The sequence below is a fragment of the Streptomyces xanthophaeus genome (genome assembly GCF_000725805.1).
GTDB lineage: Bacteria > Actinomycetota > Actinomycetes > Streptomycetales > Streptomycetaceae > Streptomyces > Streptomyces xanthophaeus.
The window spans coordinates 81,759-107,917 of the sequence record NZ_JOFT01000008.1 but is presented as its reverse complement, the minus strand read 5'-3'; the positions used below and the strand labels follow the sequence as shown (position 1 = coordinate 107,917).

27 protein-coding genes and 1 pseudogene are annotated in these 26,159 nt (G+C 73.2%); 17 read left to right on the top strand and 11 right to left on the bottom strand.

The window, feature by feature from the left end; translation table 11 throughout:
• Nucleotides 1-641 precede the first annotated feature (641 nt).
• The 3 genes from IO30_RS0100505 (at nt 642) to IO30_RS0100495 (ending at nt 2,488) form a co-directional block, all read left to right on the top strand.
• Complete coding sequence (locus tag IO30_RS0100505) at nt 642-1,409, top strand: NPP1 family protein (protein ID WP_031138018.1); 768 nt, start codon at nt 642-644, stop codon at nt 1,407-1,409.
• 227 nt (nt 1,410-1,636) lie between these two features.
• Nucleotides 1,637-2,083 (top strand): HflX-like GTP-binding protein, encoded by a 447-nt coding sequence (locus IO30_RS0100500; RefSeq protein ID WP_237403284.1) that lies wholly within the window; start codon nt 1,637-1,639, stop codon nt 2,081-2,083.
• Nucleotides 2,084-2,092: 9 nt separating this feature from the next.
• A complete protein-coding gene (locus IO30_RS0100495; RefSeq protein WP_031138015.1) occupies nt 2,093-2,488 on the top strand; it encodes an Imm7 family immunity protein in 396 nt (131 codons plus the stop codon).
• A gap of 289 nt (nt 2,489-2,777) precedes the next feature.
• Here IO30_RS0100495 and IO30_RS47505 read toward each other — a convergent pair whose 3' ends face one another.
• Entirely contained in the window at nt 2,778-3,071 is a 294-nt protein-coding gene (locus tag IO30_RS47505; protein WP_031138013.1) for a hypothetical protein, read from the bottom strand.
• Between the two features lie 280 nt (nt 3,072-3,351).
• Here IO30_RS47505 and IO30_RS0100485 point away from each other — a divergent pair, with 280 nt between their 5' ends.
• Nucleotides 3,352-4,002 carry a ribonuclease FAU-1 family protein gene (locus tag IO30_RS0100485; RefSeq protein ID WP_031138011.1) on the top strand — a complete coding sequence of 217 codons (651 nt, stop codon included), beginning with the start codon at nt 3,352-3,354 and terminating at the stop codon, nt 4,000-4,002.
• Between the two features lie 23 nt (nt 4,003-4,025).
• Here the strand turns inward: IO30_RS0100485 and IO30_RS0100480 are convergent, their stop codons facing one another.
• Complete coding sequence (locus tag IO30_RS0100480) at nt 4,026-4,454, bottom strand: MarR family winged helix-turn-helix transcriptional regulator (RefSeq protein ID WP_031138009.1); 429 nt, start codon at nt 4,452-4,454, stop codon at nt 4,026-4,028.
• A 138-nt stretch (nt 4,455-4,592) separates the two neighbouring features.
• On the opposite strand from IO30_RS0100480, the gene IO30_RS0100475 reads away from it, so the two are divergent.
• On the top strand, nt 4,593-5,474 hold the full coding sequence (locus tag IO30_RS0100475; protein WP_031138007.1) for an MBL fold metallo-hydrolase: 882 nt from the start codon (nt 4,593-4,595) through the stop codon (nt 5,472-5,474).
• A 91-nt stretch (nt 5,475-5,565) separates the two neighbouring features.
• Here the strand turns inward: IO30_RS0100475 and lysA are convergent, their stop codons facing one another.
• The gene (lysA, locus tag IO30_RS0100470) at nt 5,566-6,972 is read right to left on the bottom strand and encodes a diaminopimelate decarboxylase (RefSeq protein ID WP_078904464.1); all 1,407 of its coding nucleotides are present in this window, start codon (nt 6,970-6,972) and stop codon (nt 5,566-5,568) included.
• On the bottom strand, nt 6,972-7,325 hold the full coding sequence (locus IO30_RS0100465) for an SAV_915 family protein (protein WP_031138003.1): 354 nt from the start codon (nt 7,323-7,325) through the stop codon (nt 6,972-6,974). The genes lysA and IO30_RS0100465 overlap by 1 nt, the downstream gene beginning before the upstream one ends.
• 311 nt (nt 7,326-7,636) lie before the next feature.
• On the opposite strand from IO30_RS0100465, the gene IO30_RS0100460 reads away from it, so the two are divergent.
• Nucleotides 7,637-8,149, top strand: coding sequence for a universal stress protein (locus IO30_RS0100460; RefSeq protein ID WP_234321416.1), 513 nt, complete (start codon nt 7,637-7,639; stop codon nt 8,147-8,149).
• A gap of 50 nt (nt 8,150-8,199) precedes the next feature.
• On the opposite strand, the gene IO30_RS0100455 is transcribed toward IO30_RS0100460, so the two are convergent.
• The 4 genes from IO30_RS0100455 to IO30_RS46590 form a co-directional block, all read right to left on the bottom strand.
• Entirely contained in the window at nt 8,200-10,395 is a 2,196-nt protein-coding gene (locus tag IO30_RS0100455; RefSeq protein WP_031137999.1) for a hypothetical protein, read from the bottom strand.
• A gap of 70 nt (nt 10,396-10,465) precedes the next feature.
• Nucleotides 10,466-11,029, bottom strand: a complete 564-nt coding sequence (locus IO30_RS0100450) for a hypothetical protein (protein ID WP_031137998.1) — start codon at nt 11,027-11,029, stop codon at nt 10,466-10,468.
• A 121-nt stretch (nt 11,030-11,150) separates the two neighbouring features.
• Complete coding sequence (locus tag IO30_RS46595) at nt 11,151-11,822, bottom strand: SpoIIE family protein phosphatase (protein ID WP_051901749.1); 672 nt, start codon at nt 11,820-11,822, stop codon at nt 11,151-11,153.
• Nucleotides 11,798-12,325, bottom strand: a complete 528-nt coding sequence (locus tag IO30_RS46590; RefSeq protein WP_051901748.1) for a hypothetical protein — start codon at nt 12,323-12,325, stop codon at nt 11,798-11,800. The genes IO30_RS46595 and IO30_RS46590 overlap by 25 nt, the downstream gene beginning before the upstream one ends.
• Before the next feature lie 348 nt (nt 12,326-12,673).
• Here IO30_RS46590 and IO30_RS39940 point away from each other — a divergent pair.
• The 7 genes and pseudogenes from IO30_RS39940 (at nt 12,674) to IO30_RS47815 (ending at nt 18,499) form a co-directional block, all read left to right on the top strand.
• Nucleotides 12,674-13,215: pseudogene (locus tag IO30_RS39940) on the top strand (2Fe-2S iron-sulfur cluster-binding protein).
• Nucleotides 13,212-14,219, top strand: coding sequence for an FAD binding domain-containing protein (locus IO30_RS0100435; protein ID WP_031137996.1), 1,008 nt, complete (start codon nt 13,212-13,214; stop codon nt 14,217-14,219). Before IO30_RS39940 ends, IO30_RS0100435 begins: the two are co-directional and overlap by 4 nt.
• Nucleotides 14,220-14,249: 30 nt before the next feature.
• Nucleotides 14,250-16,361 (top strand): xanthine dehydrogenase family protein molybdopterin-binding subunit, encoded by a 2,112-nt coding sequence (locus IO30_RS0100430; protein WP_031137994.1) that lies wholly within the window; start codon nt 14,250-14,252, stop codon nt 16,359-16,361.
• A 7-nt stretch (nt 16,362-16,368) separates the two neighbouring features.
• A complete protein-coding gene (locus tag IO30_RS0100425; protein ID WP_078903630.1) occupies nt 16,369-16,572 on the top strand; it encodes a hydrophobic protein in 204 nt (67 codons plus the stop codon).
• Between the two features lie 204 nt (nt 16,573-16,776).
• Entirely contained in the window at nt 16,777-17,742 is a 966-nt protein-coding gene (locus tag IO30_RS0100420) for an LLM class F420-dependent oxidoreductase (protein ID WP_031137992.1), read from the top strand.
• Between the two features lie 125 nt (nt 17,743-17,867).
• Nucleotides 17,868-18,191 carry a hypothetical protein gene (locus IO30_RS0100415; RefSeq protein WP_031137990.1) on the top strand — a complete coding sequence of 108 codons (324 nt, stop codon included), beginning with the start codon at nt 17,868-17,870 and terminating at the stop codon, nt 18,189-18,191.
• Between the two features lie 11 nt (nt 18,192-18,202).
• Nucleotides 18,203-18,499: a hypothetical protein gene (locus IO30_RS47815; RefSeq protein ID WP_031137988.1), complete on the top strand. Its 297-nt coding sequence runs from the start codon at nt 18,203-18,205 to the stop codon at nt 18,497-18,499.
• 36 nt (nt 18,500-18,535) lie between these two features.
• Here the strand turns inward: IO30_RS47815 and IO30_RS0100405 are convergent, their stop codons facing one another.
• Both IO30_RS0100405 and IO30_RS0100400 read right to left on the bottom strand, forming a co-directional pair.
• A complete protein-coding gene (locus IO30_RS0100405) occupies nt 18,536-18,961 on the bottom strand; it encodes an ATP-binding protein (protein WP_031137987.1) in 426 nt (141 codons plus the stop codon).
• A 161-nt stretch (nt 18,962-19,122) separates the two neighbouring features.
• Nucleotides 19,123-21,609 (bottom strand): SpoIIE family protein phosphatase, encoded by a 2,487-nt coding sequence (locus IO30_RS0100400; RefSeq protein WP_031137985.1) that lies wholly within the window; start codon nt 21,607-21,609, stop codon nt 19,123-19,125.
• Nucleotides 21,610-22,023: 414 nt separating this feature from the next.
• Between IO30_RS0100400 and IO30_RS0100395 the strand changes: the two genes are divergently transcribed.
• The 4 genes from IO30_RS0100395 (at nt 22,024) to IO30_RS0100380 (ending at nt 25,484) form a co-directional block, all read left to right on the top strand.
• A complete protein-coding gene (locus tag IO30_RS0100395) occupies nt 22,024-23,493 on the top strand; it encodes an MFS transporter (RefSeq protein ID WP_031137983.1) in 1,470 nt (489 codons plus the stop codon).
• Between the two features lie 325 nt (nt 23,494-23,818).
• On the top strand, nt 23,819-24,484 hold the full coding sequence (locus IO30_RS0100390) for a nucleotidyltransferase family protein (protein ID WP_308443072.1): 666 nt from the start codon (nt 23,819-23,821) through the stop codon (nt 24,482-24,484).
• Nucleotides 24,481-24,735, top strand: a complete 255-nt coding sequence (locus IO30_RS0100385) for a BON domain-containing protein (RefSeq protein ID WP_031137979.1) — start codon at nt 24,481-24,483, stop codon at nt 24,733-24,735. Before IO30_RS0100390 ends, IO30_RS0100385 begins: the two co-directional genes overlap by 4 nt.
• Entirely contained in the window at nt 24,732-25,484 is a 753-nt protein-coding gene (locus IO30_RS0100380) for a metallophosphoesterase family protein (RefSeq protein ID WP_031137977.1), read from the top strand. The genes IO30_RS0100385 and IO30_RS0100380 overlap by 4 nt, the downstream gene beginning before the upstream one ends.
• A gap of 63 nt (nt 25,485-25,547) precedes the next feature.
• On the opposite strand, the gene IO30_RS0100375 is transcribed toward IO30_RS0100380, so the two are convergent.
• Nucleotides 25,548-26,051 (bottom strand): hemerythrin domain-containing protein, encoded by a 504-nt coding sequence (locus IO30_RS0100375; protein ID WP_031137975.1) that lies wholly within the window; start codon nt 26,049-26,051, stop codon nt 25,548-25,550.
• Nucleotides 26,052-26,159 lie beyond the last annotated feature (108 nt).

Here is a 26,159-nt window from a genome sequence, read left to right as displayed (position 1 = left end):
TCGCCGCCGGTCCGCGCGGCGGCGCCGCGCACCGGGCTTGAAATGGGCGGACAGTCATGCTGGCCGGGTGCGCGGCGGGCCGCGCGGGCTGCCTGACGGCCATCAGAAACAGCTGTGACATGGCAAGTTGCGTCACGCCGTCCCATTCCCTGAGATGGTCATTTCGGTGGAGAGGGGGAATGTCGACTCCAGTTGGACAAATCTCGACATGTCGGTGAGACCTGAGTGGACGTAATGCTTCCGTGATCCTCGGACCCCCTGTGAGGCATGTCACTGTTTCGCCCGGGAACGATGCGCTTCCGGGAGGCGTCTGCGACGCACGCGGCCGGGCTCGAAGAGCCGGGCGCGGAGGGGGGCGGGACCGGTGCCGGGCCGGGGCTGCGGCGGCGAGGCCGGTGCGCGTGCGCGCATCGCTGCAACCACCTCTGAAATCAGCCAGGTTGGGACTTCAGGCCACCGTGGAACGGGTGGCGCCGCGCCCCTTGCTGTGCCGTCGAGGTTCGCGAATGATGCTCCCGGTGCACCGGCCGGCGTGGCCGGGATCCGCACGCCTGCCCGGAACCCTCCCGAACCGCGCCCGAACCACCCGAACCACCCGAACCACCCCGATCCCCTTGAACCGCCCCGCCCGGAGGCCTGCATTGCGGACGAGTCGTCACATCCGGAGATCATCCGCCGTCATCGGCGCTGCCCTGGCCTTGGTCATCGCCGTCCCCCAGACGGCCTTCGCGGCCCCGCCCCCGGCGCTCCCCGTCAACGCCGAAGCCATCGAGCTGACCTTCCAGCCGGCGTACGACTACGACACGGACGGCTGCTACCCCACCCCTGCGATCGGCCCGACCGGCGTCCTGAACAGCGGCCTCAACCCCACCGGCGCCCTCAACGGCAACTGCCGCGACGCCTCGGACCTCGCCAACACCAACGGCTACTCGCGTGCCACCTGCAACAACGGCTGGTGCGCCGTGGTCTACGCCCTGTACTTCGAGAAGGACCAGGCCATCCCCGGCATCCCCCTCGGCGGCCACCGCCACGACTGGGAGCACGTGGTGGTGTGGATCCAGGGCGGCGAGGCGAAGTACGTCGCCACCTCCGCCCACGGCGACTTCGACATCCATGCGCGCGACCAGATCCGTTGGGACGGCACCCACCCCAAGATCGTCTACCACAAGGACGGCGTCGGCACGCACTGCTTCCGCGCGGCGAACAGCAACGACGAGCCGCCCGAGAACCACCGCCGGGCCTGGCAGTACCCCGCGCTCGTCGGCTGGTCGGGCTACCCGGCCACCCTCCGCGACAAGCTCAGCCAGGCCGACTTCGGCAGCGCGCACTTCGGCCTGAAGGACGGCTCCTTCGCCTCCCACCTCGCGAAGGCCAAACCGGCGGGAATCCCCTTCGACCCGAACCAGTAGGTTCGGCAGAGGTGCGAACGGGACACCGGGGCGGCTGGGCCGACGTGGACTTCGCCGCGGACCCCGACGACGCCGGGACCCTGCCGGCATCGGACCTCGGGTCGGCGGCGGACTTCGGTACCCGGCTCGACCAGTGGGTGCTGCGCGTCTTCGGGATCCGCGGCGATCGACAGCGCCACAGGAAAACGCCTGTCGCTCGACGCGGCGGGACACCTAGCCTGTCGGCCGTGCACCACACCCGAGGACGCGACCGCCGTCCGGCCCGCCGCGCGGCACCGCCGCGGCCCCGCGACGAGCCGTCGCCCCCGCTGCCTGTGGGGCGGGACGCCGTACTCGTCGGCTTCTTCTCCGCCAAGCAGAAGGACTTCGCCGCGCTCATGGACGCGGCTGCCGCTGACCTGACCGCGCACGGCGTCCGGGTCGTGGGGCGGATCGTGCAGCGCCGGGGCGTGTCGCACGGCGGCGCCGCCAAGATGTCCCTGCCCCTCTCTCCGCAGACGCTCCTCGGCTACGGGAAGGCCCGCGAAGCAGCCGCCGCATGCGAGCGGACCGGCGCCGACGCGGCGGTCTTCCTGCGCCCGCTGACGGACCGCCAGCGCCGGACACTGACCGCACTCCTCGGCTGCCCCGCAGTGACCCTGGCCGAAGCGTTGACCCGGGACCGGTCTGACTAGGATCGAGGTGTGTTCGAATACCACGGGTGGATCACGATCAGTGAGACCGCGGCCGGCGACGACGACGATGTCCGGCTGCGCCGGATCGTCGATGAGCTCCGGCTTCGCATCGCCCGGATGGCAAGCCCCTACCTCCTCGACCTCAGGTGGATGAACGGGCAGCCGTTCATCCACCTGGGAGGCATGGCGAACCACCGCTCGTCAACGGACGTCATCGGCCTGTTCGAGCATGTGGCCGCGGTGGCACCCGGCTCGTACGGGCTGCTTCATGTGCGCGACGACGAGGACCCGGACCACGAGAACGAGGTACGCGTACTCAGGCTCACTCGGGGCGCGATCACGCAGCACACGGAGGCGCTGTTGTCTCCGTGCATCCCGAAGCTGGAGGACCCGTTCGACGGTTGAGGACCGTCCGACGACGGGCGCAGCCACTGGCGGCTCGCTGCTGCGGTGATTTCGCCCTGCACGACCGGCAGCTCCTGGGCGGCCCTTGTGCCGACCGTGGGGAGAGCTCGCCGTACCCGGCCGTCTCACGCGCCAGTCCCACGGGTTGTACCACCAGGACGAGGCCGGGGACGGCGGACTCTTCAAGGTCTTCGACGCACAGGGCAAACGCAGGGGCAGGGCCGTGATGGTGGGGCCTCGGCGAAGCTGACGACATCACCGGTATGGCCGTCAGCTTCTGTCGGGGCCTCTAGAAGAAGCACTTCATCGACACGTTGCCCCGGAGCAGCAGCAGTTGGTGCGCGACCTGGCCGTTGATCAGGGGCAGGACTTCGTCGATCTTTTCGAGGACCTTGCGCGGGTCGTTCGTGCGCGGGTCGCGGCCGTAGAGCTTCAGCCAGTCGCGGGCTTCGGTCACCTTGCTGCGGCATGCGGCGTCGTAGCCGGTGGGGGCCGCGTGAGCCGTGGTGGCCCCGATGGTCGTGAGGAGGGACGCGGTGAGGAGGGACACCGCGAGGAAGCGGGTGGTGGTGCGCTGGGACATCGGGTCTTCGCCTATCGGAATCGGGGTGTGCGGGGGCGGGTGCGGACGTCGGCGTACGGGTGCCGACGTCGTGGTGCCCGCGGAACACCGGAACGTTATGGGCCCTGCGCGCCCCGGACTTGACCCGCAGTGCCCCGTCGCATGTCTCAGCGCGCACACCGTCCCCGCGACGCCCGCACGCTCACCCGGGCGGGGGCTTGCCCGGGCGTGCCGAACGCGCTGGGGTGGAGGGGCCCTGCCCGCCGGACCCTCCGGCCGGGACCGGGCGGAGGAGGGGCCGGTGCGACGGTTCGAAGCGGGGGAGACGGCCGTACGCCGCGATGTGCACCGGGGCCGGGTGTGGAGCGAGCAGGCCCTGCGGGTCGTCGCCGACTCGGACGCAGCGCTCGTCACGGCCTGCTGCCCGGGCGCGGAGGTGCGGTGGCCGTCCCTGTACGCGAAGTCCCGCGCGGAGGGGGACCGCTCCGTGCGGACGGCGGCGATCGACGCCATGGCGACGGGGGAGTGGGAGCTCGCGGCGGCGCGGTGGCAGGAGACGGAGCTGCTGTTGTGGAAGCAGCCCGCGGCCTGGTTCAGCGTCAACGCCTTCTTCGTCCCGGACGGCGCGGGGCGCGGCCGTCGGCTGCGGAACTGGTACGTGAACTTCGAGCGCCCGACGACCCGTACCGGAGCCGGGTTCGACACCTTCGACCTGGTCGTCGACCTCGTCGTCGCCCCCGACCTCACCAGCTGGCAGTGGAAGGACGAGGACGAGTACGCCCAGGTCCGGCGCCTGGGCGTCGTGACCGACACCGAGCACCAGGAGGTGGACCGCGCCCGCGCCCAGGTGATGGCGATGCTCACCGACCGGGCGGGGGCGTTCGCGGAGGCCGGAGCCTGGGCGGCCTGGCGCTGGGACGCCGGCTGGCCGCCACCCCGACTGCCCTGCTAGCAACGCCTTCCCCTCCGGGCCGCCTACGGCGAGGTGAGGGCCTGCTCCAGTAGGCCGTGCAGGACGCGCTGCTCCTGCGGGTCGAGGCCGGAGAGCGGGGAGTCCACGCCGAGGAGGTCGAGGAGACGGCTGCGCAGTGCGGTGCCCTCGGCGGTGAGGACGAGCTGCTTGGCGCGCCGGTCGGTGGGGTGCGGGTGGCGCTCGATCAGGCCCTGCTTCTCCAGCTTGTCGACGACGAAGGTGGTGTTGGAGGGCTCGCAGCTCATGCGCTCCGAGAGCTCCCGCATGGTCATCGGCCCGCTCATCTCCCGCAGCGCGGTCGCCTGGGGCGCGGTGAGACCGAGGGTGGCGGCGCGCTCCCGCACGTGCTCCGCGATCCGCTGGGCCAGCCCGTTCACCAGGCCGCACAGCTGTCGCTCGGCGATGGCCTGGAGCTCGGGGGGCGTCGTCATGGCACCACCCTAGCAAGTCCGTCAAGGTGAAATATTTGCAGCTTGAATGATTCAAACTTGATGCTTATGGTGGCGTCGTCGCCGCAGGAACGCTGCGGCGACCTGATGGCTGCTCACAGGGGAGAACCCATGGCCGATATGACGACCGCTCAGGACCTACGACGGCGACTGAGCCGGTCCTCGGGGGTCCGTTCGATCCGGCTGGGCGACACGAAGGTGTCGTACGTGCCGGACGGCGATGTGCGGTTCCGGCCGCTGCGGGTGCTCCCGGACACCACCGAGGAGGTGTGGGCGGCCCACCCGGAGTACCTGGACGCCACGGGTCACCTCGTGGGGAGCGTCGGCGGTCTGCTGGTGGAGCACGGAGGCCGCGCACTGCTCATCGACGCCGGCTTCGGCCCGCAGGCGCACGAGGCTCCGGACGGCCCCGTCGCCGTGATCCACGGAGGTGCGCTCACGGACAGCCTGGCGGAACTGGGCCGCAGCCCCGAGGACGTCGAAGCCGTGGCCTTCACCCACCTCCACGCCGACCACCTGGGCTGGGCCGTTCACCCCGCCCCCGGCGCTGAGCGGCCCGTGTTCGCCCACGCGGACTACCTGGTCGCCGAGCCGGAGTGGGACCGGCGCGACCTCCTGGAGGCCCAGGGCATGACCGAGCAGGTCGCAGCCCTCGCACCGCGCGTGCGGACGGTCACGGACGGGGAGGAGGTCTTCCCGGGCGTACGCGTACGGTTCACCCCCGGCCACACCGTCGGGCACGCCGAGTACGTGATCACCGGGGGCGGGCGGCGCCTGATCGCCTTCGGCGACGCCGTGCACTCGCCGCTCCAGATCGACCACCCCCACTGGTCCGCCGCCTTCGACCACGACCCCGCCCGGACCGCCGACCACCGCCGCCGACTGGTCGCCGAGCTGGCGGAGCCCGGCACGATCGGCTTCGGCGTGCACTTCGCCGACGTGGTGTTCGGCCGCGTACGGCACGGCGGCGACGGCCCGGCCTGGCGTCCCCTGGACGCCTGACACCCGGAGCCGGAGCCGGAGCCGGAGCCGAGTGCGCGCCCGACCCCGGGTGTCAGGATGCCGGCAGGACGTCCCGGCGGCCGGGCAGCCGTTAGCCGCCGATGTCCCGGCTGCGGAAGTCGTCCAGCGTCTCGCGCCGGACGAGGAGCCGGGCCGTGCCCTCGTGCACCCCGACGACCGCCGGGCGGCCCACGAGGTTGTAACCGGAGGCCATCGACAACTGGTAGGCGCCCGCGACGGGTACGGCGAGCAGGTCGCCGGGGTGGACGTCGCCCGGCAGCTCCACGTCGGCAGCGAGGACGTCGCCCGCCTCGCAGTGCCGGCCGACGACGGTCGCCGTGCACGGGCCCGCCGTCGAGTGGCGGCCGATCAGTCGCGGCGCGTAGCGGACCCCGTACAGCGCGGGCCTCGGGTTGTCGCTCATCCCGCCGTCCACGGCCACGAACACCTTCCCGCCCGTGTGCTTGACGGCGAGCACCCGGTACAGGGCGATCCCGGCAGGCCCGACGACGGCCCGCCCGGGCTCGATCAGCAGGCGCGGCACCGGCAGGCCGGCGGCCGCGCAGCCCTCGGCCAGCCCGGCGCGCATCTTCCTGGCGAGCGCGGCGACGTCGAGGGCGGGTTCGCCCGGCCGGTACGCGATGCCGTGGCCGCCGCCCATGTCCAGCTCGGGCAGGGCGACTCCGTGCGCGTCGCGGACCCGCGCCATCAGCCCCACCATCCGGCGCAGCGCCACCAGATAGGGCTTCACATCGCAGACCTGGGAGCCGATGTGGCAGTGCAGGCCGACGAGTTCGAGCTGCGGCTGGCCGAGGACCCGGGCGATCGCGTGCTGCGCACCCCCGTCGGCGAGGGACAGGCCGAACTTCTGGCCGTCCGTCCCGGTACGGATCTTGTCGTGGCCGCCGGCCGAGACGCCCGGTACCACCCGCACCATGACCTTCTGGTGCCCGTGGGGACCGACGGCTGCCGCGATCCGGGCGATCTCGGACGGGCTGTCGATGACGATCCGCCCCACGCCGAGCCGCAGCGCCGACGCGATGTCACGGGGCGACTTCGCGTTGCCGTGCAGCACGATCCGTTCGGCCGGGAATCCTGCGGTGACGGCCAGTTCCAGCTCGCCCGCCGAGCACACGTCGAGCCCCAGCCCCTCCTCGTCGACCCAGCGCACCATGGCGCGGGAGAGGAACGCCTTGGCGGCGTACAGGATCTCGGCGTCGGGGAAGGCGGCCCGGTAGGCGCGACAGCGCTGCCGCACCTCACCCTCGTCCAGGACGTAGACGGGGGTGTCGAAGCGCTCCGCGGTCTCCGCCAGCGACACGCCGCCGACGGCCACGGGTCCGCCGTGCGCGGTGAGCTTCGTGGACGCGGGCCAGATGGCCAGGCCGGCGTCACCGGGCCCGGACTCGGACCCGCCTGCGGACCCGGGCCCGGCAGCGGGATCGGGCCCCGCCTGCGCTGCGGGGATCACGGCCGTGGTCAGTGCACCGTCGCCCATCACACGCTCCTGGCCGCGGACGGGGACGCATGCGGCAGCGGAGCGGCGACCGGAGGCAGCGAGGCGACCGCGGGGGCGGTGAACGTCGGATCGACGGTCACCACGGGTGCGCCGAGCGGCCCGGACATCGCGCGCAGCGCTGACTCGGAGAGCCTGATCCATGGCGCGCCCGCGCCGAGCGTGGCGGCAAGCCGGTCGGGGCTCGTGAAGCCGACGGCGGTACGCGTTCCCAGCGGGGTGCGGAACAGGCGCACCACGGTGTGCGCTCCTCCCGGCCGGACGGGCACGTACAGGGGCCCGGCCGGGACGCGTTCTTCAGGCTCGGGGTCGTCGTCGTACTGGAACAAACACATGGGGCCCTCCCTGAGGAACCACGAGTGGCGGTTGGCGCCCCGGGTGCGGGGAGGCGTCCGGGGCGCGACATCGAAGCTATCCCCGCGGCCCGGCACCTGTGGCCGCTCCATGACGCGACCCTGACGGCGCCCGGCCGAGTCCTGACGGGTTCCTGACGTCGAGCCGTTCGCGAGCCGTACGCGAGCCGTGACGGCGTCAGGGACTCGTCAGGTTCGTGGAGTTTGGCGTCAAAGCGCCGTCAGCGACCGCACCACGTCCGCCCCGGCGCCCTTTGATGGGGACGTCGGACGGGACGAGAGGGGAAGAGGCCGTGCGAAGAGTCCTGGTCGGTGTGACCGGAACCCCGGGGAACCTGACCGCGCTGCACCGGGCCGCGGCGGAGGCGCGCGGGCGCCACGCCGAACTGTGGGCCGTCCTGGCCTGGAGTTCACCGGGCGGTGAACTCGGGAGCCGCAACGGCCTGGGCACCGCCGCCCTGGTGGAGTGCCGCGCCGCGGCCGTCGAAAGGCTCCGCGAGGTCCTCGGCGCGGCCTTCGGCGCCGTGCGGCCCGGTGTCACCCTCGCGGGCCTGACCGTCCGGGGTACTCCGGGTGCAGCTCTCGTGGACGTCGCACGCGGCCCGGATGACCTGCTCGTGGTCGGTACGGGATCACGCGCCCCGCTGCGCCGCCTCCTGCGGCCCTCGGTGGCCCGCTACTGCATGTCGCACGCGGCCTGCCCCGTCCTGGCCGTTCCCCCGTCCCCGCTCCAGGCCCAACTGGAATCCGTACACCGCCGCAACGTCTGGCGGATCCCGCTGGACCCGCGGGAGCTGACTCCGTGATCGCGCTCCATGAGCGGGCTTCCTGAGCGGGCTTCGTGAGGTGCCCCGGATCAAGCCGTGCCCTCCGGGTGCCTGCGGCGGACCAGTGCCCAGCCGACCGCGGTGAGGGCGACCGCGCCACCGGCGAGGGCGGCCACCGCGGTGCCGGTGGAGGCGAGGGCGCCGCCCCCGGTGGTCGTGGCGCCGCCACCGCCGACCGTTCCGCCCGAGCCGACGGAGCCGCCCGAGCCGACTGCGCCGCCCGTGCCGGAGGGACCGGTGGAACCGGCGGAGCCGGACGTGCCCTCGCCCGTGGTGGTGCCGGCCGAGCCCGTGCTCCCGCCTGTGCTCCCGCCCGTGGTGCCGTCACCGCCGCCGGAGCCGCTGGTGGGCCCGCCGCTGCCGCCCGTACCGCCACCGCTCGTGGTCCCGGCCGGGGTCACGGTGAGCGTGACCGGGGCGGTGCGGCTGGTGCCCGCCGCGTTGCGGAACTCCGCCCGGAAGAGGTGCCCGTCGTCCGAGGCCCGCGCAGTGAAGGAGTGCACGGGGGCGTCCGCTCCGGGCACCGCCTGCCAGGTCCGGCCGGCGTCGACGCTGACCTGCCAGACCACCGTGGGCGCCGGGGTCCCCTGCGCGTGCGCGGTCAGTACGGCCCGGGTGCCCTCGGTGACGGTCTGGGCCGTCGGGCCCTGGGTGACCTCGGGGGAGACGGAACGTTCCAGACGGGTGATGCGCCCCTCGGCCGGGTGGGAGACGAAGACCGTCCCGCCACCGGGCTCGACGACGAGGGAGGCGAACCCCGACTGGCCGTGGTTTCCGGGGAGTACGACCGGCTTCGCCGCCTCCTGGAGGTCGGCCGTGCGGTACACGGTCAGCGCGCCGTTGTTGTCGCTGCCGGGCTGCGAGGCGTCCCCGGTGTCTTGCCAGACGACGTACGCCTCGTGCGTGACCGCGTCGAACCCCGCCGCCCGGGGCAGGTCGGTGCTCTGCAGTACGCGCACCCGCCGGCCCGTCGCGTCGTGGACGGCGACGGAGGTGTCCAGGCCGACCCATACCGCCCCGGTCTCGGCATCCACCTCGGTGAAGCCCGCGTAGCCCTCTCCCGCGGGCAGTTGCACGGTGGCGGTGACCGTGAAGGAGGCGGCGTCGATCCGGTACATCCGCCGGTTGCCCGCGTCGGTGAACCAGACCGTCTTGCGGACCGGGTCGAAGGCGAACCCGTCGCCCCCCTCCAGGGTGACGGAGCGCCTCACGGCGGCGGTGGCGACGTCGACCTCGGACAGTACGGACCCCTGGGCCACCAGCACCGTCCCGGGCGTCGGCCCCGGGGCGGCATCGGTGACGGTGCCGCCCGGCACCCACGCGCCCGCGGCGGCGGTGTCGCCGTCCTTGGCCGTGCCGATCCCGCGCACGGGGTAGGAGAAGACCACCCCGTCGCCCGGGAGCGGGGCGATGAGCTGGCGGACGGCCCGCTGGCCCGGCGTGCCCGTGGAGCCGGGTGCCCGGGTGACGCTGCTGCGCAGCCTTCCGTCGGCGGGGTCGAGGACGTGCAGCCCGCTCTCGTTGACGTCGGCGGTGTCCGGCAGGTCGTCCGAACCGACGTACAGCTTGCGCGAGTCGGGGTGCAGCATCAGGTCGCGCGGTTTGCCCGCCGTGGTGAACTGGGCCACCGCCCGGTAGGCGACGGTGCCCTGCGGGACGTCGACGCCCTCGCCCCCGGGACCCACCGGGTCCTGGCCCCGGAAGGCGACGGGCACCCGTACGTCCTGCGAGCGGTCACCGGCGCCACGGTGGTCGACGCGGGTGACGACCGAGCAGGCCACCTGGAGGCAGTCCAGACCTTCGGACTTCGCCGTCAGTTTCAACTCCACGTCGAAGCGGCCGCCTTCGCCGTACGGCGTGCCCAGCTCGCCCGCGTGCGCATCACCCCTGGGCACGATCCACTGCGAGGCCTTGGAGCCGCCGGTCATGTCGGCGCCCCCTGCGCAGGGGGCCGGGGCCCGGTTGTCACCGTTGTCCTTGCAGAGGGCGACGTAGACGCCCTTGGACTGGTCGTACCCCGCCCCCTTGACCCGTACGGACTCGCCGAGCGGGTCCAGGCCGGAGGCGGCGTAGACGGTCAACTGCTGCCCGCCCGCGCCCTGTCCGGTGCGTGCCGGTCCGGCGGCGCTGACCGGGGCGGCGGACGCCACCGAGGCGAGCACGAGCGCGAGGGCCGCGGATGCGGCGCCCGCCCGGGAGGGGGTGGTGGGGTGCTGGGTCGTCATGACGTCCTCGTGAGGTGACCGCGGGGGCGGGCAGGAACGGTGGAACGTGCCGGTCGCAGCTCCGGAGGTCCTAGTTGAAGCTCACCGGGACGTGGACGTCGTACTTGCGGTCGGCGGAGTTGAAGTGGTCGGCGCGGGTGACGACGGCGCACTCGACCGTGTCGCCGCAGACCTGGCCGTTGCCGAGGTCGGCCTTGACGTGGATGGTGACGCTGAAGCTGCCGCCGGGGCCGAAGGCGGAGGTGTTGGGCAGGGTGCCGCCGAAGGTGTTGCTGACCCAGTGCGAGGCGCCGGTGGTGCCCGCCTGGTCCGAACCGCCGAGGCAGGGGGTGGGCTTGTTCGCTCCGGGGGCGCCGCTCACCGCGCAGAGGCTCACGTATATGCCCTTGGCGGAGTTGAAGCCGCTGCCGGTGACCGTGACGTTCTGGCCGGCCGCGGAGGCGGTGCCGGGTGCGGTGAGGCTGAGCTGGTAGGTGGTCCCGCCGTCGGTCACCGTACGGGTCGAGGTCGAGGTCGAGGTCGCGGCGGAGGCGGAGCCGGCCATGCCGAGGGCGAGGGCCACGGCGGCGGTCGCGGCGAAGGCGGCGCGGGCGGCGAGCCGTACGGTCTTACGGGGCAGGAGGGCAGCGCGCATGACAAGACGCCTTTCCAGGAAGGAAGTCGGAGGACTTAGGTGAGGCTAACCTAAGTTGCCTGGATCTTGGTCCTCCGCACGCCCCTCCGACCGGATTTCGCCCCTGTGGCCGGTACGGGGCTCAGTCGAGGCGGACGGCCAGCAGGCAGGTGTCGTCCTCGTGGGTCTCTGGCGTGTACGCCGCCATGATGCGGTCGAGGGCCTCCCGGGCCGTGAGCCCGGTGCACTCCTTCAGCACCGTGCACAGGTTCGCGATGCCCGAGGTGATGTCCTCCCCGCGCCGTTCGGCCATGCCGTCGGCGTACAGCAGCAGGAGATCGCACGGCCGCAGGGCGACCGCGCCCAGCCCGTGCCCGCAGGCGTCGCCGATGGCGAGCAGACCCCGCCCGTCGGGCAGCAGGCGGCATTTGTGCCAGTCGCCGCCGACGGCCGCCTCCGACTCGGCGGGCACGTAGGCGGCAGCCACGGACAGGCCGATCCCCGCGAGTTCCGCCGGACGGGTGGGCAGCGGCGCCTCCCACAGCAGCGAGGCCACCCGCCGCTCGGCCGCCGCCTCCTCCCGCAGCCGTTCCGACTGGCGGCGGGTCGCTGCGAGCCGTTGCCTGCTGCGGACCTGCGCCGTGAGGTCGCGCGCGATGAGGTGCACCGACCACACGAGCCCGTCCGTCGCGACGACGGGACGGCCCACGAGGTGCAAGGTCCGGACATCGCCCGGCACACCGAAACGGACCTCGGCCCCCGGCGGCTCCTCCCCGTCGAGCAGGTGCGTCAACAGCTTCGCGAACTGGGGCACGTCCTCCGGCAGGACCGCGTCGCAGAGGTCCGGCAGCGACAGCGGGTGCGCCGCATCGGTGTGGAAGATCGAGGCCAGTCCTTCGGACCACGTGGCGGCCCCGACAACAGGTCCCAGGTGCCCCAGCCCATGGAGGCGATGTACTGGGCGTCGAGGGACAGCCGTTCCGCAGGGTTGTGGACGGGACGCCAGGTCGCCAGCACGCGGTCCCCGCAGGAGGCGGCGTCGTAGAGCAGCTGAGTGCGGTGCAGCCCGTCCCCGCGGCGCTCGGTGCAGTCCACCGCACGGGCCTTCAGGGCGCGGCCCGAACGGAGCACCCCGGCCAGCGCGTCGATCAGGCCGCCGACCGCAGCGCCGGGCTGGACCTCCCGCAGCCGTCTGCCGACGTGGCGGTCCGGGGACTCCCGCCAGGCGGCCGAGCGGACGTGGTTGCCGGCCCGGACGGTGAAGTCCACGGTCCGGCCGGAGTCGTCCCGCACGGGTTCGAGCAGCGCCGCGGACACCGGGATGGCCGGCAGCGTGGCACACAGGCAGGCCCACGGATCGTGGTCTTCCGGCCCGGTGCCACAGGCGTGCCCCGGCCCGTCGCCGCCGCCGCAGGAACAGGTCCGGGGCGCCCGGTCCGGCCCGCTCCCCGCCAGCGCGGCCGCGTGCGGCGCCCCGCGGCCTGCGGATGCCGGAGCGCGCCCGATGGACCAGGCTGTGGAAGGGACGCCGCACACGTACGCAGCGCAGGGACGGAGACCGTGGTGACGCGAGGCACTGACCGCCCGGCGGAGGACGACGCAGCAGCCTCCGGCCCCCGTGCGGCGGACGGGGGAACCGCCACCACCCCGGCCACCCGCACCACCCTGCGCGTCAACGGCACCGAGCACGTCCTGCACCTGGACAACCGCGTCACCCTGCTGGACGCCCTGCGCGGCCACCTGACCTGACCGGCCCGAAGAAGGGCTGCGACCACGGCCAGTGCGGCGCCTGCACGGTCCTGCTCGACGGGCGGCGGGTCAACAGCTGCCTGCTCCTGGCGGTCGCCCAGGACGGCGCGGCCGTCACCACGGTGGAAGGGCTCGCACACCCCGGGGGAGACCTGCACCCCCTCCAGCGGGCCTTCCTCGACCGGGACGCCTACCAGTGCGGGTTCTGCACGCCCGGCCAGCTCTGCTCCGCCATCGGAGCGATCGGTGAGGCCGCCACGGGCCATCCTTCCCACGTGACGAGCCCCGCCGACCTGGCCCGGCCCGGCCCCGTCCCGCTCACGGCCGAGGAGATCCGCGAACGCCTGAGCGGGAACCTCTGCCGCTGCGGGGCCTACCCCCGCATCGTCGACGCCGTGGCGGACGTGGCCGATGTGGCGGGCGTGGCCGCCCTGACGGGGACGGAGATGACCGGGTGAAGCCCTTCGCCTACCTGCGCGCGGACAGCGTCGAGGAAGCCGCCGCCGCCCACGCCCGACTGCCCGGCGCGCGCTACCTCGGCGGCGGAACCAACCTCGTCGACCTGATGAAACTGGGCGTCGAGACACCGACCGCACTGATCGACATCTCCCGGCTCCCGTTGGGCCAGGTGGCGGAACTGCCCGATGGAGGCCTGCGCATCGGCTCCATGGCACGCAACAGCGACGTGGCCGCCCACCCCCTCGTACGCGCCCGCCACCCGGTCCTCGCCCAGGCCCTGCTGGCCGGCGCCTCGGGCCAGCTGCGCAACGTGGCGACGACGGGCGGCAACCTGCTCCAGCGCACCCGGTGCCCGTACTTCCAGGACGTCTCCAAGCCGTGCAACAAACGCCGCCCCGGCAGCGGATGCGCCGCCCTGGACGGGGTCCACCGCGATCACGCCGTCCTGGGCCACTCGGACCACTGCATCGCCGTCCACCCCTCCGACATGGCGGTCGCCCTCGCGGCACTCGACGCCGACATCGAGCTGTACGGGACCCAAGGGGCCCGTACGGTGCCCGCGGCCGCCTTCCACCGGCTGCCCGGCGACCGTCCCGAGCAGGACAGCGTCCTCCTCGACGGCGAGATCGTCACCGCCGTCGTCCTGCCTGCCGCCGCGCCCGGCACCGTCTCCCTGTACCGCAAGGCCCGCGACCGTGCTTCGTACGCCTTCGCGCTGGCCTCCGTCGCCGCCGTCCTGGAACTCGACGGCGGCCGCGTCCGCCGGGTCCGGCTCGCCTTCGGCGGCCTGGCCCACCGGCCCTGGCGGGCCGCCACCGCCGAGGCCCGGCTGACCGGAGCCGAACCCACGGCCGCCCGCGTGGAGGAGGCCGTCCGGGAGGAACTGGCCGGAGCCCGGCCCCTGCGGGACAACGCCCACAAGGTGACCCTCGCCCACAACCTCGCCTGCGACACCCTCACCACCCTCGCCCGCCGGGCGGCCACGACTCCCGGCACGCCGTAGCGGACCGCGCCGACCCCACGAGGAGCAGCCATGCGCCCTGCCGCACTCGGTACCCCGGCCTCCCGGACGGAGGGCCCGCAGAAGGTCACCGGCACCGCCCCGTACGCCGCGGACCACGCCCCCCGCGGCGGCGCCCACGCCTGGCCCGTCCCCGCGACGGTGCTCCGCGGCCGCGTCACCGCGATCGACACCGGCGCCGCCCGCGCGCTCCCCGGGGTCCTCGACGTCCTCACCCCGTACGACGCGCCCCGGCTCGGCCCCTCCGACGACCCCACGCTCCAGGTGCTCCAGGACTCCGCCGTCCCGCACCGCGGCTGGTACGTGGCACTCGTCGTCGCCGAAAGCCCCGAAGCGGCCCGGGAAGGCGCCGCCGCCCTCCGGATCAGCTACGAGGCCGAGGCCGGCGACGTCACCCTGCGGCCCGGCCATCCCGGCGCCTACACCCCGGAGACGGCCAACGGCGGACACCCTGCCCACCGGCAGCACGGCGACCCGGAAGCGGCCCTCGCCGCCGCGCCCGTCCGGGTCGACTGCTCCTACGCGGTGCCACCGCTGCACAACCACCCCATGGAGCCGCACGCGGCCACGGCCGCCTGGGACGCCGGACGCGAACACCTCACCGTGTACGACTCCAGCCAGGGGTCGGGACCGGTCCGGTCGGCCCTCGCCACCCTCTTCGGCCTGCCCGAGGACCACGTCACCGTCGTGTCCGAACACGTCGGCGGCGGCTTCGGCTGCAAGGGAACGCCCCGCCCGCACGTCGTCCTCGCCGTCATGGCGGCCCGCCGCACGGGACGCACCGTCACCCTCGCCCTGCCCCGCAGCCACCTGCCCGCAGTGGTCGGGCACCGGGCGCCGACCCTGCACCGCATCCGCCTCGGCGCCCGCGCCGACGGCACCCTCACCGCACTCGCGCACGAGGTCACCACCCACACCTCCCGCGTACGGGAGTTCGTCGAGCAGGCCGCGGTGCCCGGCCGCGTCATGTACGCCGCACCGGACAGCCTCACCACCCACCGCGCCGTCGCCCTGGACGTGCCCACGCCCTCCTGGATGCGGGCTCCTGGAGAGGCCCCCGGCATGTACGCCCTGGAATCGGCCATGGACGAACTGGCCGAGGCGCTCGGCACGGACCCCGTCGGCCTGCGCGTCCGCAACGAGCCCCCGAGCGAACCCGACAGCGGCCGCCCCTTCAGCAGCAGACACCTCGTCGACTGCCTCCAGGAGGGCGCCGCACGCTTCGGCTGGACGTACCCGAGCGCCCCGCGCCGGGACGGGGCGCTCCTCGTGGGCCGTGGGGTGGCCGCCGCCACCTATCCGGTCCTCGTGGCCCCGTCCACCGCGCGCGCCCACGCCCGGCCGGACGGCAGCTTCCTCGTCGAGGTCAACGCCACCGACATCGGCACGGGCGCCCGGACCGTACTCGCCCAGGTGGCTGCCGACGCCCTCGGCGTCCCGCTGGGGTCCGTCACCGTGCACATCGGCCACACGGGCCTCCCCAGGGCGTCCCTCGCGGGCGGCTCCTGCGGCACCGCCTCCTGGGGCTGGGCGGTCCACGATGCCTGCACCGCCCTGGTGGCCCGCACGGCACGCCATCACGGCCCGCTCCCCGACGCCGGACTCTCCGCATCGGCCGACACCGCCCAGTCGGCCGGGCAGAAGTCCCCGTACGCCCGCCACGCGTTCGGCGCGCACTTCGCCGAGGTCCAGGTGGACACGGTGACGGGGGAGGCGCGGGTGAGGAGGCTGCTCGGCGTCTTCGCCGCGGGCCGCATCCTCAACCCCGTCACCGCCCGCTCCCAGTTGGTGGGCGCCATGGTCATGGGCATCGGCATGGCCCTCACCGAACAGAGCACCCTCGACCCGGTCCACGGAGGCTTCGTCGAGAGCGACCTCGCCGCCTATCACGTACCGGTGCACGCGGACGTGCCCGACATCGAGGCGCACTGGATCGAGGAGCACGACAAGCACCTCAACCCGATGGGCAGCAAGGGCATCGGCGAGATCGGCATCGTCGGCACCGCGGCCGCGATCGGCAACGCCGTCTGCCACGCCGCGGGCCGGCGGCTGCGCGAGCTGCCGCTGACTCCCGACCGCATTCTGACCGCGCTCGGCGGACCCGGAGGAAATCCGGGCGTGTGAGCAAGGAATGCCGGGGCATACGCCTCTTCGGAGGTTGATAACTATGGTTCCCCTGCTTCTCGTTCTTCTGCTGGTCCTGATCCTTTTCGGTGCGGGATTCGCTCTGGAGATTCTCTGGTGGGTCGCGATCGCCGTCCTGGTGATCTGGCTCATCGGTTTCATCGCCCGTCCGAAGAGCGCCAGTGGCGGTGGCCGCTGGTACCGCTGGTAGTCGTCGACCGCAGGCGTTCCAGCAGTTCAAGGTATTGACAGGTGGGCCGTCCCCGTCACGGGGACGGCCCACCTGTCGGTCTGTGCGGTGAAAAGGGGAACAGGAGGGCACACGGAAAAGAGCCATGCGTGCATTCCGGGCCGGAAACCGGCGGAAGGTTTTCGCGAAAGGTTTCGAGGACGCGAAGGCGGCAAGGCGCCCCGTATGGTGCGCATCGGATACACAATGATGACCGAGCAGGCCGGCCCGCGTGAGCTGGTCTCCCACGTCGTGGCAGCGGAGCAGGCGGGGTTCGACTTCTCCGTCATCTCCGACCACGCCTTCCCCTGGCTCGAATCGCAGGGGCACTCGCCCTACGCGTGGAGCGTGCTGGGGGCGGCCGCACAGGCCACCTCCCGGATCCCCCTCATGACGTACGTGACCTGCCCGACGTTCCGCTACCACCCCGCGGTCGTCGCGCAGAAGGCGGCGACGGTGCAGATCCTGTCCGAGGGCAGGTTCCGACTGGGGCTGGGCTCGGGCGAGAACCTGAACGAGCACATCGTCGGCGGCGGCTGGCCCGCCGCGCACGTACGCCTCGACATGCTGGAGGAAGCCGTCGACATCATCAGGCGGATGTTCACCGGCGCGTACGTGAACCACCACGGCGCCCACTTCGACGTCGAGAACGCCAGGCTCTGGGACCTCCCCGACCAGCCGCCCCCGCTCGGCATCGCGGTCTCCGGGCCCCGCTCCTGCGCACTCGCGGGACGCCACGGCGACCTCGTGATCGCCACGGAGCCCAAGCCGGAGCTCCTGCGGCAGTTCGACGAGAACGGGGGAGCGGGGAAGCCGCGCATCGGCCAGCTGCCCGTCTGCTACGACCGCGACCGCGAGGCGGCGGTGGCCCGCGCGCACGACCAGTTCCGCTGGTCGCTCGGCGGCTGGAAGGTCAACGCCGAACTCCCCGGACCGACGGGCTTCGACCAGGCCGCCCAGTACGTCCGGCCCGAGGACGTGGCCGCAGCCGTTCCCTGCGGCGACGACGTGGAGGCGTTCGTCGACGCGGTACGCCCGTACGCGGAGGCGGGATTCACCGAGGTGGCGCTCGTCCAGATCGGCGGGGACCGGCAGCAGCCCTTCCTGGAGTGGTCCGAGGCCACGCTGCTCCCCGCCCTGCGCACGCTGTGAGGATGCCGGGGCGCCGCGGCCGGTCCCGCGGCGTGCGGTGCGGACCGTGAGGTATGGGCCGCAGACCCGCGGGTAGGCGCGGGGCGTGTGTTGCGACCGACAGCCTGCCGAAGGAGTGAATGATCATGCCCCGCGGATCCAGCCCCAAGCGGGAACGGCAGTACGAGCACATCAAGGAGAGCGCCGAGGAGCGCGGTGAGAGCACCGAACGCGCCAAGGAGATCGCGGCGCGGACCGTGAACAAGGAACGGGCCCGGGCCGGGGAGTCGAAGACGGCCAGCAAGCTCTCGCTCCAGGACATGTCCTCCGGCAAACGCGGCGGACAGCACTCCCACAGCGGGGCGCAGGGGCCGACGTACGACCAGCTCTACGAAGAGGCCAAGCGGCGCAACCTGCACGGCCGCTCCTCCATGGACAAGGCCGAACTGAAGCGCAAGCTCGGACACTGAGGAGCCCCGCGATGACGCCCCACCCGCCCGAACCGGACCGGGGGAGCCGCGTCGTGGTCGTCGACTCCGTGCCGGGGCCGACCCGCCGGATCCCCGGCCGGCACCCGGCCAGGACGCACCCGCAGGCGGCGCGCGAGGAACTCTCCTGGGAGCCCCTCTGCACCTCCGAGGAGGCCGTGGGGGAGTTCCTCGACGGCCTGCGTTGCGGCGCGGGCATGGACACCGCCCCGCTCGCCCCGGACCGGACGGTCGGGCAGCGCCTCGACCGTGTCACCGAGAGCGTCGCCGACCGCGTCATGGGGGCGTGAGCGCAGGTCCCCTGGAGGCGTGCTGACGTTCAGCGTTCAGGGGGAGTCGATCTCCACCCACACGCACTTGCCTCCGTCCACCGCGACCCAGCCCCAGTCCCGGCCCAGCCGCTCCACGATGAGCAGCCCGTGCCCTCCGGGCCGCGCGGGGTCGGGCCGGTGCCTGACCGGTGCGACGGGGCTCCCGTCCGTCACCTCGATGCGGAGCCGCCCGTCCGTGCAGCGCAGTACGAGGGAGGTCGGCCCGCTGGTGTGCAGGCAGGCGTTGGCCACGACCTCGGAGACCATGAGCAGGACGTCCTCGGCTGCCTCCGCCCCCGGGGTGCCGCGTTCCGCGGGACCGGGCGGCCAGTGCCATTCGGTGAGGGCCCGGCGGGTGAAGTCACGGCAGCGGGTGACCGCGTCCGCGGGGCGGTGCAGCACGAGGCGCCGGGTCAGCTGCGGTGACCGGCCCTCGTCCATGAGCGCTCCTCCGCTCCCCGTGCCGGGACGCCGCCGGCGGGGCCTGCGCATCGCAGGGGAGCCGCGAGGGGCCGTCCGCCCCGTCTCCTCCAGGGTTTTCGGGGCCTGTTGCGCCTACCCCGCTCCGTGCCGCCGAACCGTGGGCAGGGGCATCACGGGCATCAGGGGTCCTCGTCCGGGACGTGGATGTCCAGGACGCAGATGTCGTCACGGTTGCCCGGGCACAGGGCGGCCAGCGTCCTGGCGAGGGTTTCGGTCTCGCCCTCCCGGAGGAGGCGCAGGGCGGTCACGGAGAGCCGTTCCAGCCCGATGCCGATGTCCTCGCCCGGTTCCTCCACGAGTCCGTCGGTGTAGAGCAGCAGGTGGTCGCCGGGCATCAGGTCCACGACCGCCTGTGCGTAGGAACTGTCGAAGGTGGCACCGAGGAGGCTGCCCTGCGGCTGCTCCAGGAACTCCGCCCGGTCGCCGCGGATCAGCAAGGGGGGCAGGTGCCCTGCCCGTACCCAGGTCAGGCGCCGGTCCCAGGGCCGGTAGCGGGCCATCACCATGGTGGCGGTGGCGCCGGCGGTGGGGTCCGAAGCGGTGTGCAGCAGGAGGGTGTTGAGCCGTCGCAGGACGTCGGGCAGCGCCGAGCCGGTCACCGTCATGCCCTTCGTGGTGAACCGGAGCTGGGCCATGGTGCCGACAGCCCCGAGGCCGTGCCCGGCCACGTCTCCGACGACGAACAGGGCGCTTCCGTCGGGGAGTTCGATGGCGCTGTACCAGTCCCCGCCGACATTGACCCCGCTGTCGGCGGGGACGTACGCGACGTCGATGCACAGGCCGGCCAGTTCCAGGGACTGCTCGGGGATCGGGAGCAGGGTCTCCTGGAGTCGGGCGGCGATCGCGTGCTCGGCCTGGAGCATGCCCCGCTGGAGGAGGACGGCGCGCTCGCTCACGCCCAGGGCGAGCTCCGCGTCGCGCTGCGCGCTGAGGTCCTGGAAGAACCCGTGCACCTCGACCGGGGTGCCGTCGGAGTCCGTCTGGGCCTCGGCGACGATCCGCAGGTGCCGCACCCCGTCCGCGGTGGTGATCCGGAACGGCTGGTCGACGGCCTCACCCGCGTGCAGGAGCCGGTGGACGGCCGCGGCCAGCTTCGGCAGGTCGTCGGGGACGAGGTGCTGCGGAAGCTCCTCCAGCGTCATCGGACCCTCGCGCGGATCGCGGTCGAAGATGGCGTAGACCTGCTCGGACCAGACGATGGTGTCCGTCGCCAGGTTCCAGCCGGCCCAGCCGAGGTTGCCCAGCCGCTGCATGTCCGCCAGCCGCCGGGCCTCGCGCTCGCTGGTGTCGTGGCGGACCCAGGACACCACCAGGTGGTCGTCCAGCCTGGACGCCCGGACCGAGTAGACGGACTGCCGCGGGACGCCGGCGGCCACCTCCTCGTAGGTGAAGGGCTCGCCCTCGTACCCGGTGCCCGTGGTCAGCGTCTCCAGGTACCCGTCCCACAGCGGGGTGCCCGCCACGGTCGGGTACGTCTCCAGGATCCGGCGGCCCACGAGTTCCTTGCCGCGCCGCCCGGCCACGTCCACCGACTCGGGTGCCGCCGCGTCGATGCGGTAGTCCTCGACCTCGCCCGATTCCGAGCGCAGCGGGGTGAGCAGGATCGCAGGACCGGCCAGAGCGTCCAGGATCCGCTGGACGGACGTCACGGAGGCGCCGCCCCCGGCCTCCTCGGTGGCCCGCCCGGCGTCGGGTCCGGCGTCGGCGTCACGGCTCCGCTCCGGCCACCCCAGCGGGCCCGTGCACAGCTGGGCCGCCCGGCGCAGCAGCGCCCGGGTACGGGCTGTGAACGGTCCCGGCTCCGCGCGGAGGAAGCCGATGGCCGCCCTCGCGGGGCCGTCGGCGGGGACGGGGAGCCAGGCGCGCGCCGGCCACCGGTCCGGCGGGTCCCCGATCAGCAGGTAGCGGCGGGCGTCCTGGACCGGGTCCTCCAGCCACAGGGCCCGGCGCCCGGCGATCGCCTCAAGAGCGGCGACGCCGCTGAGCGGAGGGATGTGGCGCCACTGTTCGGCCACCGTCTCGCCGATGCCGGCGTGTCCGGTCAGCTCCAGACTGCCGGCGGATGTCAGGGAGTAGATCATCACAGCGTCCACGCTGGCGGCGGCGCCCAGCACGGTCCGCAGGAGCTGTGCGACGTCGTCACCGCCCTGCGCGGCCGCCAGGCCGTCGGCCAGCCGGGCCAGGACCGGACGCAGCGCGGCATCGCCTTCGGGGCGGGCGATCAGATAGCGGTCACGGCTGAAGGCGGAGCTCCCCGCCCCCGCGCCCTTCCCCGCGTCCGCTTCCGTGACGGTCGCACCGGCGGATGCCCGGACCGGAGTGGTCTCCGGCCGAGGGCGGGAGCCCACCTGCCCCAGGACGAGCCAGCACTCCTCCAGCAGGGTGCGGCCCCGGCCGTCGGCCCGGGTCACGAGCATCTCGTACGCGGCCTCGGCGGAGACGGCCGACCGGGCCATCAGTACGCCCTTGGCCCGCTCGACGACCGCCGTGGTCGCGGCGACGTCTTCCAGCACCGCGATCTCCGACCGCAGCCTGGCCACCACCTTGGCGAGCGCCAGCACCTCGGGTGCGGCGCCCTCACCCGCAGGCGCGGCATCGCCCTTCATCTTTTGAGCATGCCACGCCCGCCCCCCGTACGCGCTGGGCTACGGCCCCCGCCGCACGGGCGTGAGCGGCGGTCCGAGGGGTAGGCGCCCGTCAGCCCCCGGACCACGCGGACGACCGCCCGGAAGCCGGTCGCGGACGTCAGCCCGGATCGACACCGTCGTCCTGCTCGCGCTCCTCGTACGGAGGCGGCCGAAGACGTCCCCGTCCCGGCCCCGGAATGCGCCAGGCTCCGCGAAGGACATCGGCGTGCGGCGGCGTACGGGCTGGACGGAAACGGGCCGCCCGCCGCCGCCGCCGCGGACGGCTCGGCGACGTGGTGGACAGCCTCGCGGAGGCCGTGACCGCCGCCTGACGGCTGCACGCACCGGCCCTGCGGCCGTTTGTGCCGGCGCGGCCCGGGCAGACGCGGCTCCATGCTGGAAAGCACCGAGCCGAAGGCGGACACGGTCACCACGCAGGTTCCGGCGCGGCTGGACCGGCTCCCCTGGTCCCGCTGGCACTGGATGATCGTGGTCGGACTGGGCACCGTATGGATCCTGGACGGTCTCGAAGTCACCGTCGTGGGCAGCATCGCCAGCCGGATTTCCGAGGACGGCAGCGGGCTCTCGATCACCGACGCCCAGGTCACCGGTATCGCTGCCGCCCTCTACGTGGCGGGCGCCTGTTCCGGCGCGCTGGTCTTCGGCCGGCTCACCGACCTGTACGGCCGCAAGAAGCTGTTCCTGATCACGCTCGCCGTGTATCTGGCGGCGACCGCGCTGACCGCCCTCTCCTTCTCCGCCTGGTGGTTCTTCCTCTTCCGCTTCCTCACCGGCTTCGGCATCGGCGGCGAGTACGCGGCCATCAACTCGGCGATCGACGAACTGATCCCCAGCCGGTTCCGCGGCCGCGTCGACCTGATCATCAACGGCAGTTTCTGGATCGGCGCCGTCGCCGGAGCCCTTCTGTCGGTCGTCGCCCTGAACACCTCGCTCTTCCCCCCGTCGGTGGGCTGGCGCCTGACCTTCGCCCTGGGGGTGGTGCTCGGCCTGGTGATCCTGCTGGTGCGGCGCCACGTGCCCGAGAGCCCGCGGTGGATGCTGATCCACGGCCGGGCCGAGGAGGCGGAACAGCTGGTGGCGGACGTGGAACGGCAGGTGGAGGCGGAGAAGGGGCACCCGCTGCCCGCGCCGGAGCGGTCCATCACCATCGTCCAGCGCCACAGCATCGGCTTCGGCGAGATCGCGAGGACGGTCTTCCGTTCCTACCCGCGGCGCGCCGTGCTGGGCCTGTCCCTCTTCGTCGGCCAGGCCTTCCTGTACAACGCGATCACCTTCGGCTTCGGTTCCATCCTCGTCACCTTCTTCGACGTCTCCAGCGGGGTGACGGGCTACTACTTCGCCGTCGTCGCCTTCGGGAACTTCCTCGGCCCGCTGCTGCTGGGACGCTTCTTCGACACGCTCGGGCGGCGCCCGATGATCGCGGGCACGTACATCCTGTCCGGTCTGCTGCTCTTCGCCACGGCCTGGCTCTTCGGCGCCGGAGCGCTCGACGCCGCGACCATGACGGCCTGCTGGTGCGTCGTGCTCTTCTTCGCCTCGGCCGGAGCCAGCTCGGCCTACCTGACCGTCAGCGAGATCTTCCCCATGGAGACCCGCGCGATGGCGATCGCCTTCTTCTACGCCGTCGGCACGGCGGCGGGCGGCATCTCGGGCCCGCTGATCTTCGCCGGGCTGACCTCCAGCGGCGTGGTGGCCGACGCGGTGCTCGCCTTCTGCATCGGAGCCGCACTGATGGTGGCCGCCGGAGTGGTGGCCGTGTTCTACGCCGTCGGCGCCGAGCGCCGCTCCCTGGAGGACATCGCCACCCCGCTCTCCGCCCGGTCCGCCGCCGACTCCGCTTGAGAGGCGCGGGAGGGGGCAGGCGCAGGGGGTCGGCGGGAGCCGCACCCATGGCCGCCGAAGACGCGTACGGGAAGGAACTCCCAGGTGAACCGCGAGAACTCGACCACCGAACCGCAACCCGAGGGTCCCGGGCCCACACCGGAGAGCACGGATCCGACACCTCGCGATCCGAAGCCCCGCGATCCCGGGCCCCGCCGTCCCGTCCCGAAGCCCCACGACCCCCGTCCGGCCTCCGACCAGCCCTCTCCGACCGAGCGGCCCGCGGTGCCGGAACCCCCGGACTGAAGCATCCCCGACTGAAGCATCGAGGAGAGTGAGGAATCCGGTGAACACCGACACGGCCGTGCCCGCCGGCCCCGGGCCGGCCGGGGAGATGGACGGCCCCGCCCTCGGCGGACGCCTGCCGCGCGATCACACCCAGGCCATCCTGGAGACCACCAAACGGGTGGCCGCCCTGCTCAAGGAGACCGGCAGACCGTTCGCCCTCGCCGGCAGCGTGGCGGCCTTCGCCCACGGACTGCCGGCTCGCTTCCAGCACGACACCGACTTCTGCGTCCGGCCGCAGGACGCCGACGCGGTCATCGAAGCCCTGGAGGCAGGAGGCATCGAGATGCGGCGCGCGCCCGAGGACTGGCTGGTCAAAGGACGGGCCGGGGGAGAGGAGATCGACCTGATCTTCGAACTCGCCCGGCGTCCCGTCAGCACCGACCTGCTGGAGCGGGCCGACGTCAAGGCCGTCGACTCGGTGTGGATGCCCGTCCTGTCGCCCACGGACCTCATGGACAGCCGGCTCGCCGCGCTCTGCGAGCACTACTGCGACTTCGGCGACCTGCTGCCGATGGCCCGCATGCTGCGCGAACAGATCGACTGGGACCGGCTCGATCACGACCACCGGTCCGATCCGCTGTCGGACGCGTTCCTCTACCTCCTCGACCGGCTCCGGGTGATCGACCGCAGCGACGCCGGTACGGGAGAAGGGTGGGCACCATGACCTCGGTCGGCATCATCGAATACCGCATCGCCCACCTGCGCGAGCGCCTCGCCCGGGAGGACATCGCCGAACTGGGCGTACGGATCGAAGCCCACGGCGACCACGCCGTGCTGCGCGGCAGCGTCGCCAGCGCCTCCTGCCGGGAGGAGGTCCTGCGCATCGCCGCCGAGGAACTGGACGGTCTCCCATGGCAGGAGGACCTGACGGTGAACCGGCACCGCCCACCGGGACGGCCGGAGGAGCTGACGTGATCCGCGTCGCCGCGGTCGGGGACATCCACCTCGGACCGGACAGCCGGGGGACCTTGCGGCCGGCCTTCGACACGCTCGCCGACTGCGCGGACCTGCTCCTGCTGGCGGGCGACCTCACCCGCCACGGCACCGCACTGGAGGCCCGCGTGGTGGCGGACGAGGTGGCGGGGCTGCCCGTACCCGTCGTCGCGGTGCTCGGCAACCACGACTACCAGAGCGACCAGCAGGAGGCCGTCGCCCGGGAGCTGACCGCACACGGCGTGCACGTCCTGGAAGGCACCTCCGTGCTCCTCGACGTCCGGGGCACGCGCGTCGGCATCGCGGGGACCAAGGGCTTCTGCGGCGGATTCGCCGGACGCAGCGCGAGCGAGTTCGGGGAGCCGGAGATGAAGGCGTTCATCCGGTACACCCGCACGTGCGCTCAGGGCCTGGGACGGGCGCTGCGCGAACTCGCCGACCGGGGCAGCGACCTGCGCATCGCGCTGACCCACTTCTCGCCGGTGCCGGACACCCTGGCCGGTGAACCCCCGGAGATATACCCGTTCCTCGGCAGCTACCTGCTCGCCGAAGCGGTGGACGAGGAAGGGGCGGACCTCGCCGTCCACGGACACGCACACCTCGGTACGGAGCACGGCATGACCGCGGGCGGGGTGCGGGTGCGCAACGTCGCGATGCCGGTCATCGACCGGGCCTTCGCCGTCTACCACCTCACGCCGCCGGACGGGCGTCCGCAGACGGCCGTCCGGTGATCAAGGCTGCTCCGGCGAGGGTGCCGGCCGACGGCGGCGCCCCGCAGGCGCCGCCGGGGGCGGTCATCCCCGAACGATCGAGCGCACGTTCTCGATGCTGCCGCAGTCGGCCGCGAGCTGACGCTCCCGCTCGCGCAGGAACGCCGCACCGAGTTCGGCCCTGCGCTCGTCCGGCACGTTCTCCCTGGCGCCGTTGAGGATGGTCCGCTCCTCCTCGTCGAGGTGGTGGGAGACGGCCTTGACCAGGTCCTCCAGGCGTGAGTCCCAGGCGTCGGAACCCACCTCGGACACCTCGAGCAGGGCCAGGAGCGCTTCGTTGCCCTCGGCGTGCTCCTCGGCGCCGTGCTCGACCTCTTCGTTGTCGACGTCCTTGAACCTCTTCAGCGCGCCGTAGACCTCGGTCTCCTCGGCCTCGCCGTGTGCGATGAGGAGAGCGGAGAACTTCGCGAGGGCTCCCGCCCGGTCCGCCTCCACACTGCGCATCCGGCGGAAGAGCTCCTCCATCGTGCGGTGGTCCTTGAGGATCAGCGCGACGACGTCCTGGTTCTCCTGCTTGTCCGCGGCCATGCCACGTCCCTCCTGTGCTCGGCCTGTGTTCTCGCTTCACAGGGCGCCTGCTCGGTGGCGGTCGGTTCAAACCCGGGGCCCAAATCCGGGGCCGGGCGCCACCGTACG

What these genes read in the sequence shown, in the direction of transcription:
- IO30_RS47505 (WP_031138013.1), bottom strand. Translation starts at nt 3,071, where the DNA reads ATGTCCCAGCGCACCACCACCCGCTTCCTCGCGGTGTCCCTCCTCACC.
- IO30_RS0100480 (WP_031138009.1), bottom strand. Translation starts at nt 4,454, where the DNA reads ATGACGACGCCCCCCGAGCTCCAGGCCATCGCCGAGCGACAGCTGTGC.
- IO30_RS0100475 (WP_031138007.1), top strand. Translation starts at nt 4,593, where the DNA reads ATGACGACCGCTCAGGACCTACGACGGCGACTGAGCCGGTCCTCGGGG.
- lysA (WP_078904464.1), bottom strand. Translation starts at nt 6,972, where the DNA reads ATGGGCGACGGTGCACTGACCACGGCCGTGATCCCCGCAGCGCAGGCG.
- IO30_RS0100465 (WP_031138003.1), bottom strand. Translation starts at nt 7,325, where the DNA reads ATGTGTTTGTTCCAGTACGACGACGACCCCGAGCCTGAAGAACGCGTC.
- IO30_RS0100455 (WP_031137999.1), bottom strand. Translation starts at nt 10,395, where the DNA reads ATGACGACCCAGCACCCCACCACCCCCTCCCGGGCGGGCGCCGCATCC.
- IO30_RS0100450 (WP_031137998.1), bottom strand. Translation starts at nt 11,029, where the DNA reads ATGCGCGCTGCCCTCCTGCCCCGTAAGACCGTACGGCTCGCCGCCCGC.
- IO30_RS0100430 (WP_031137994.1), top strand. Translation starts at nt 14,250, where the DNA reads ATGCGCCCTGCCGCACTCGGTACCCCGGCCTCCCGGACGGAGGGCCCG.
- IO30_RS0100425 (WP_078903630.1), top strand. Translation starts at nt 16,369, where the DNA reads ATGCCGGGGCATACGCCTCTTCGGAGGTTGATAACTATGGTTCCCCTG.
- IO30_RS0100420 (WP_031137992.1), top strand. Translation starts at nt 16,777, where the DNA reads ATGGTGCGCATCGGATACACAATGATGACCGAGCAGGCCGGCCCGCGT.
- IO30_RS0100415 (WP_031137990.1), top strand. Translation starts at nt 17,868, where the DNA reads ATGCCCCGCGGATCCAGCCCCAAGCGGGAACGGCAGTACGAGCACATC.
- IO30_RS47815 (WP_031137988.1), top strand. Translation starts at nt 18,203, where the DNA reads ATGACGCCCCACCCGCCCGAACCGGACCGGGGGAGCCGCGTCGTGGTC.
- IO30_RS0100405 (WP_031137987.1), bottom strand. Translation starts at nt 18,961, where the DNA reads ATGGACGAGGGCCGGTCACCGCAGCTGACCCGGCGCCTCGTGCTGCAC.
- IO30_RS0100400 (WP_031137985.1), bottom strand. Translation starts at nt 21,609, where the DNA reads ATGAAGGGCGATGCCGCGCCTGCGGGTGAGGGCGCCGCACCCGAGGTG.
- IO30_RS0100395 (WP_031137983.1), top strand. Translation starts at nt 22,024, where the DNA reads ATGCTGGAAAGCACCGAGCCGAAGGCGGACACGGTCACCACGCAGGTT.
- IO30_RS0100385 (WP_031137979.1), top strand. Translation starts at nt 24,481, where the DNA reads ATGACCTCGGTCGGCATCATCGAATACCGCATCGCCCACCTGCGCGAG.
- IO30_RS0100375 (WP_031137975.1), bottom strand. Translation starts at nt 26,051, where the DNA reads ATGGCCGCGGACAAGCAGGAGAACCAGGACGTCGTCGCGCTGATCCTC.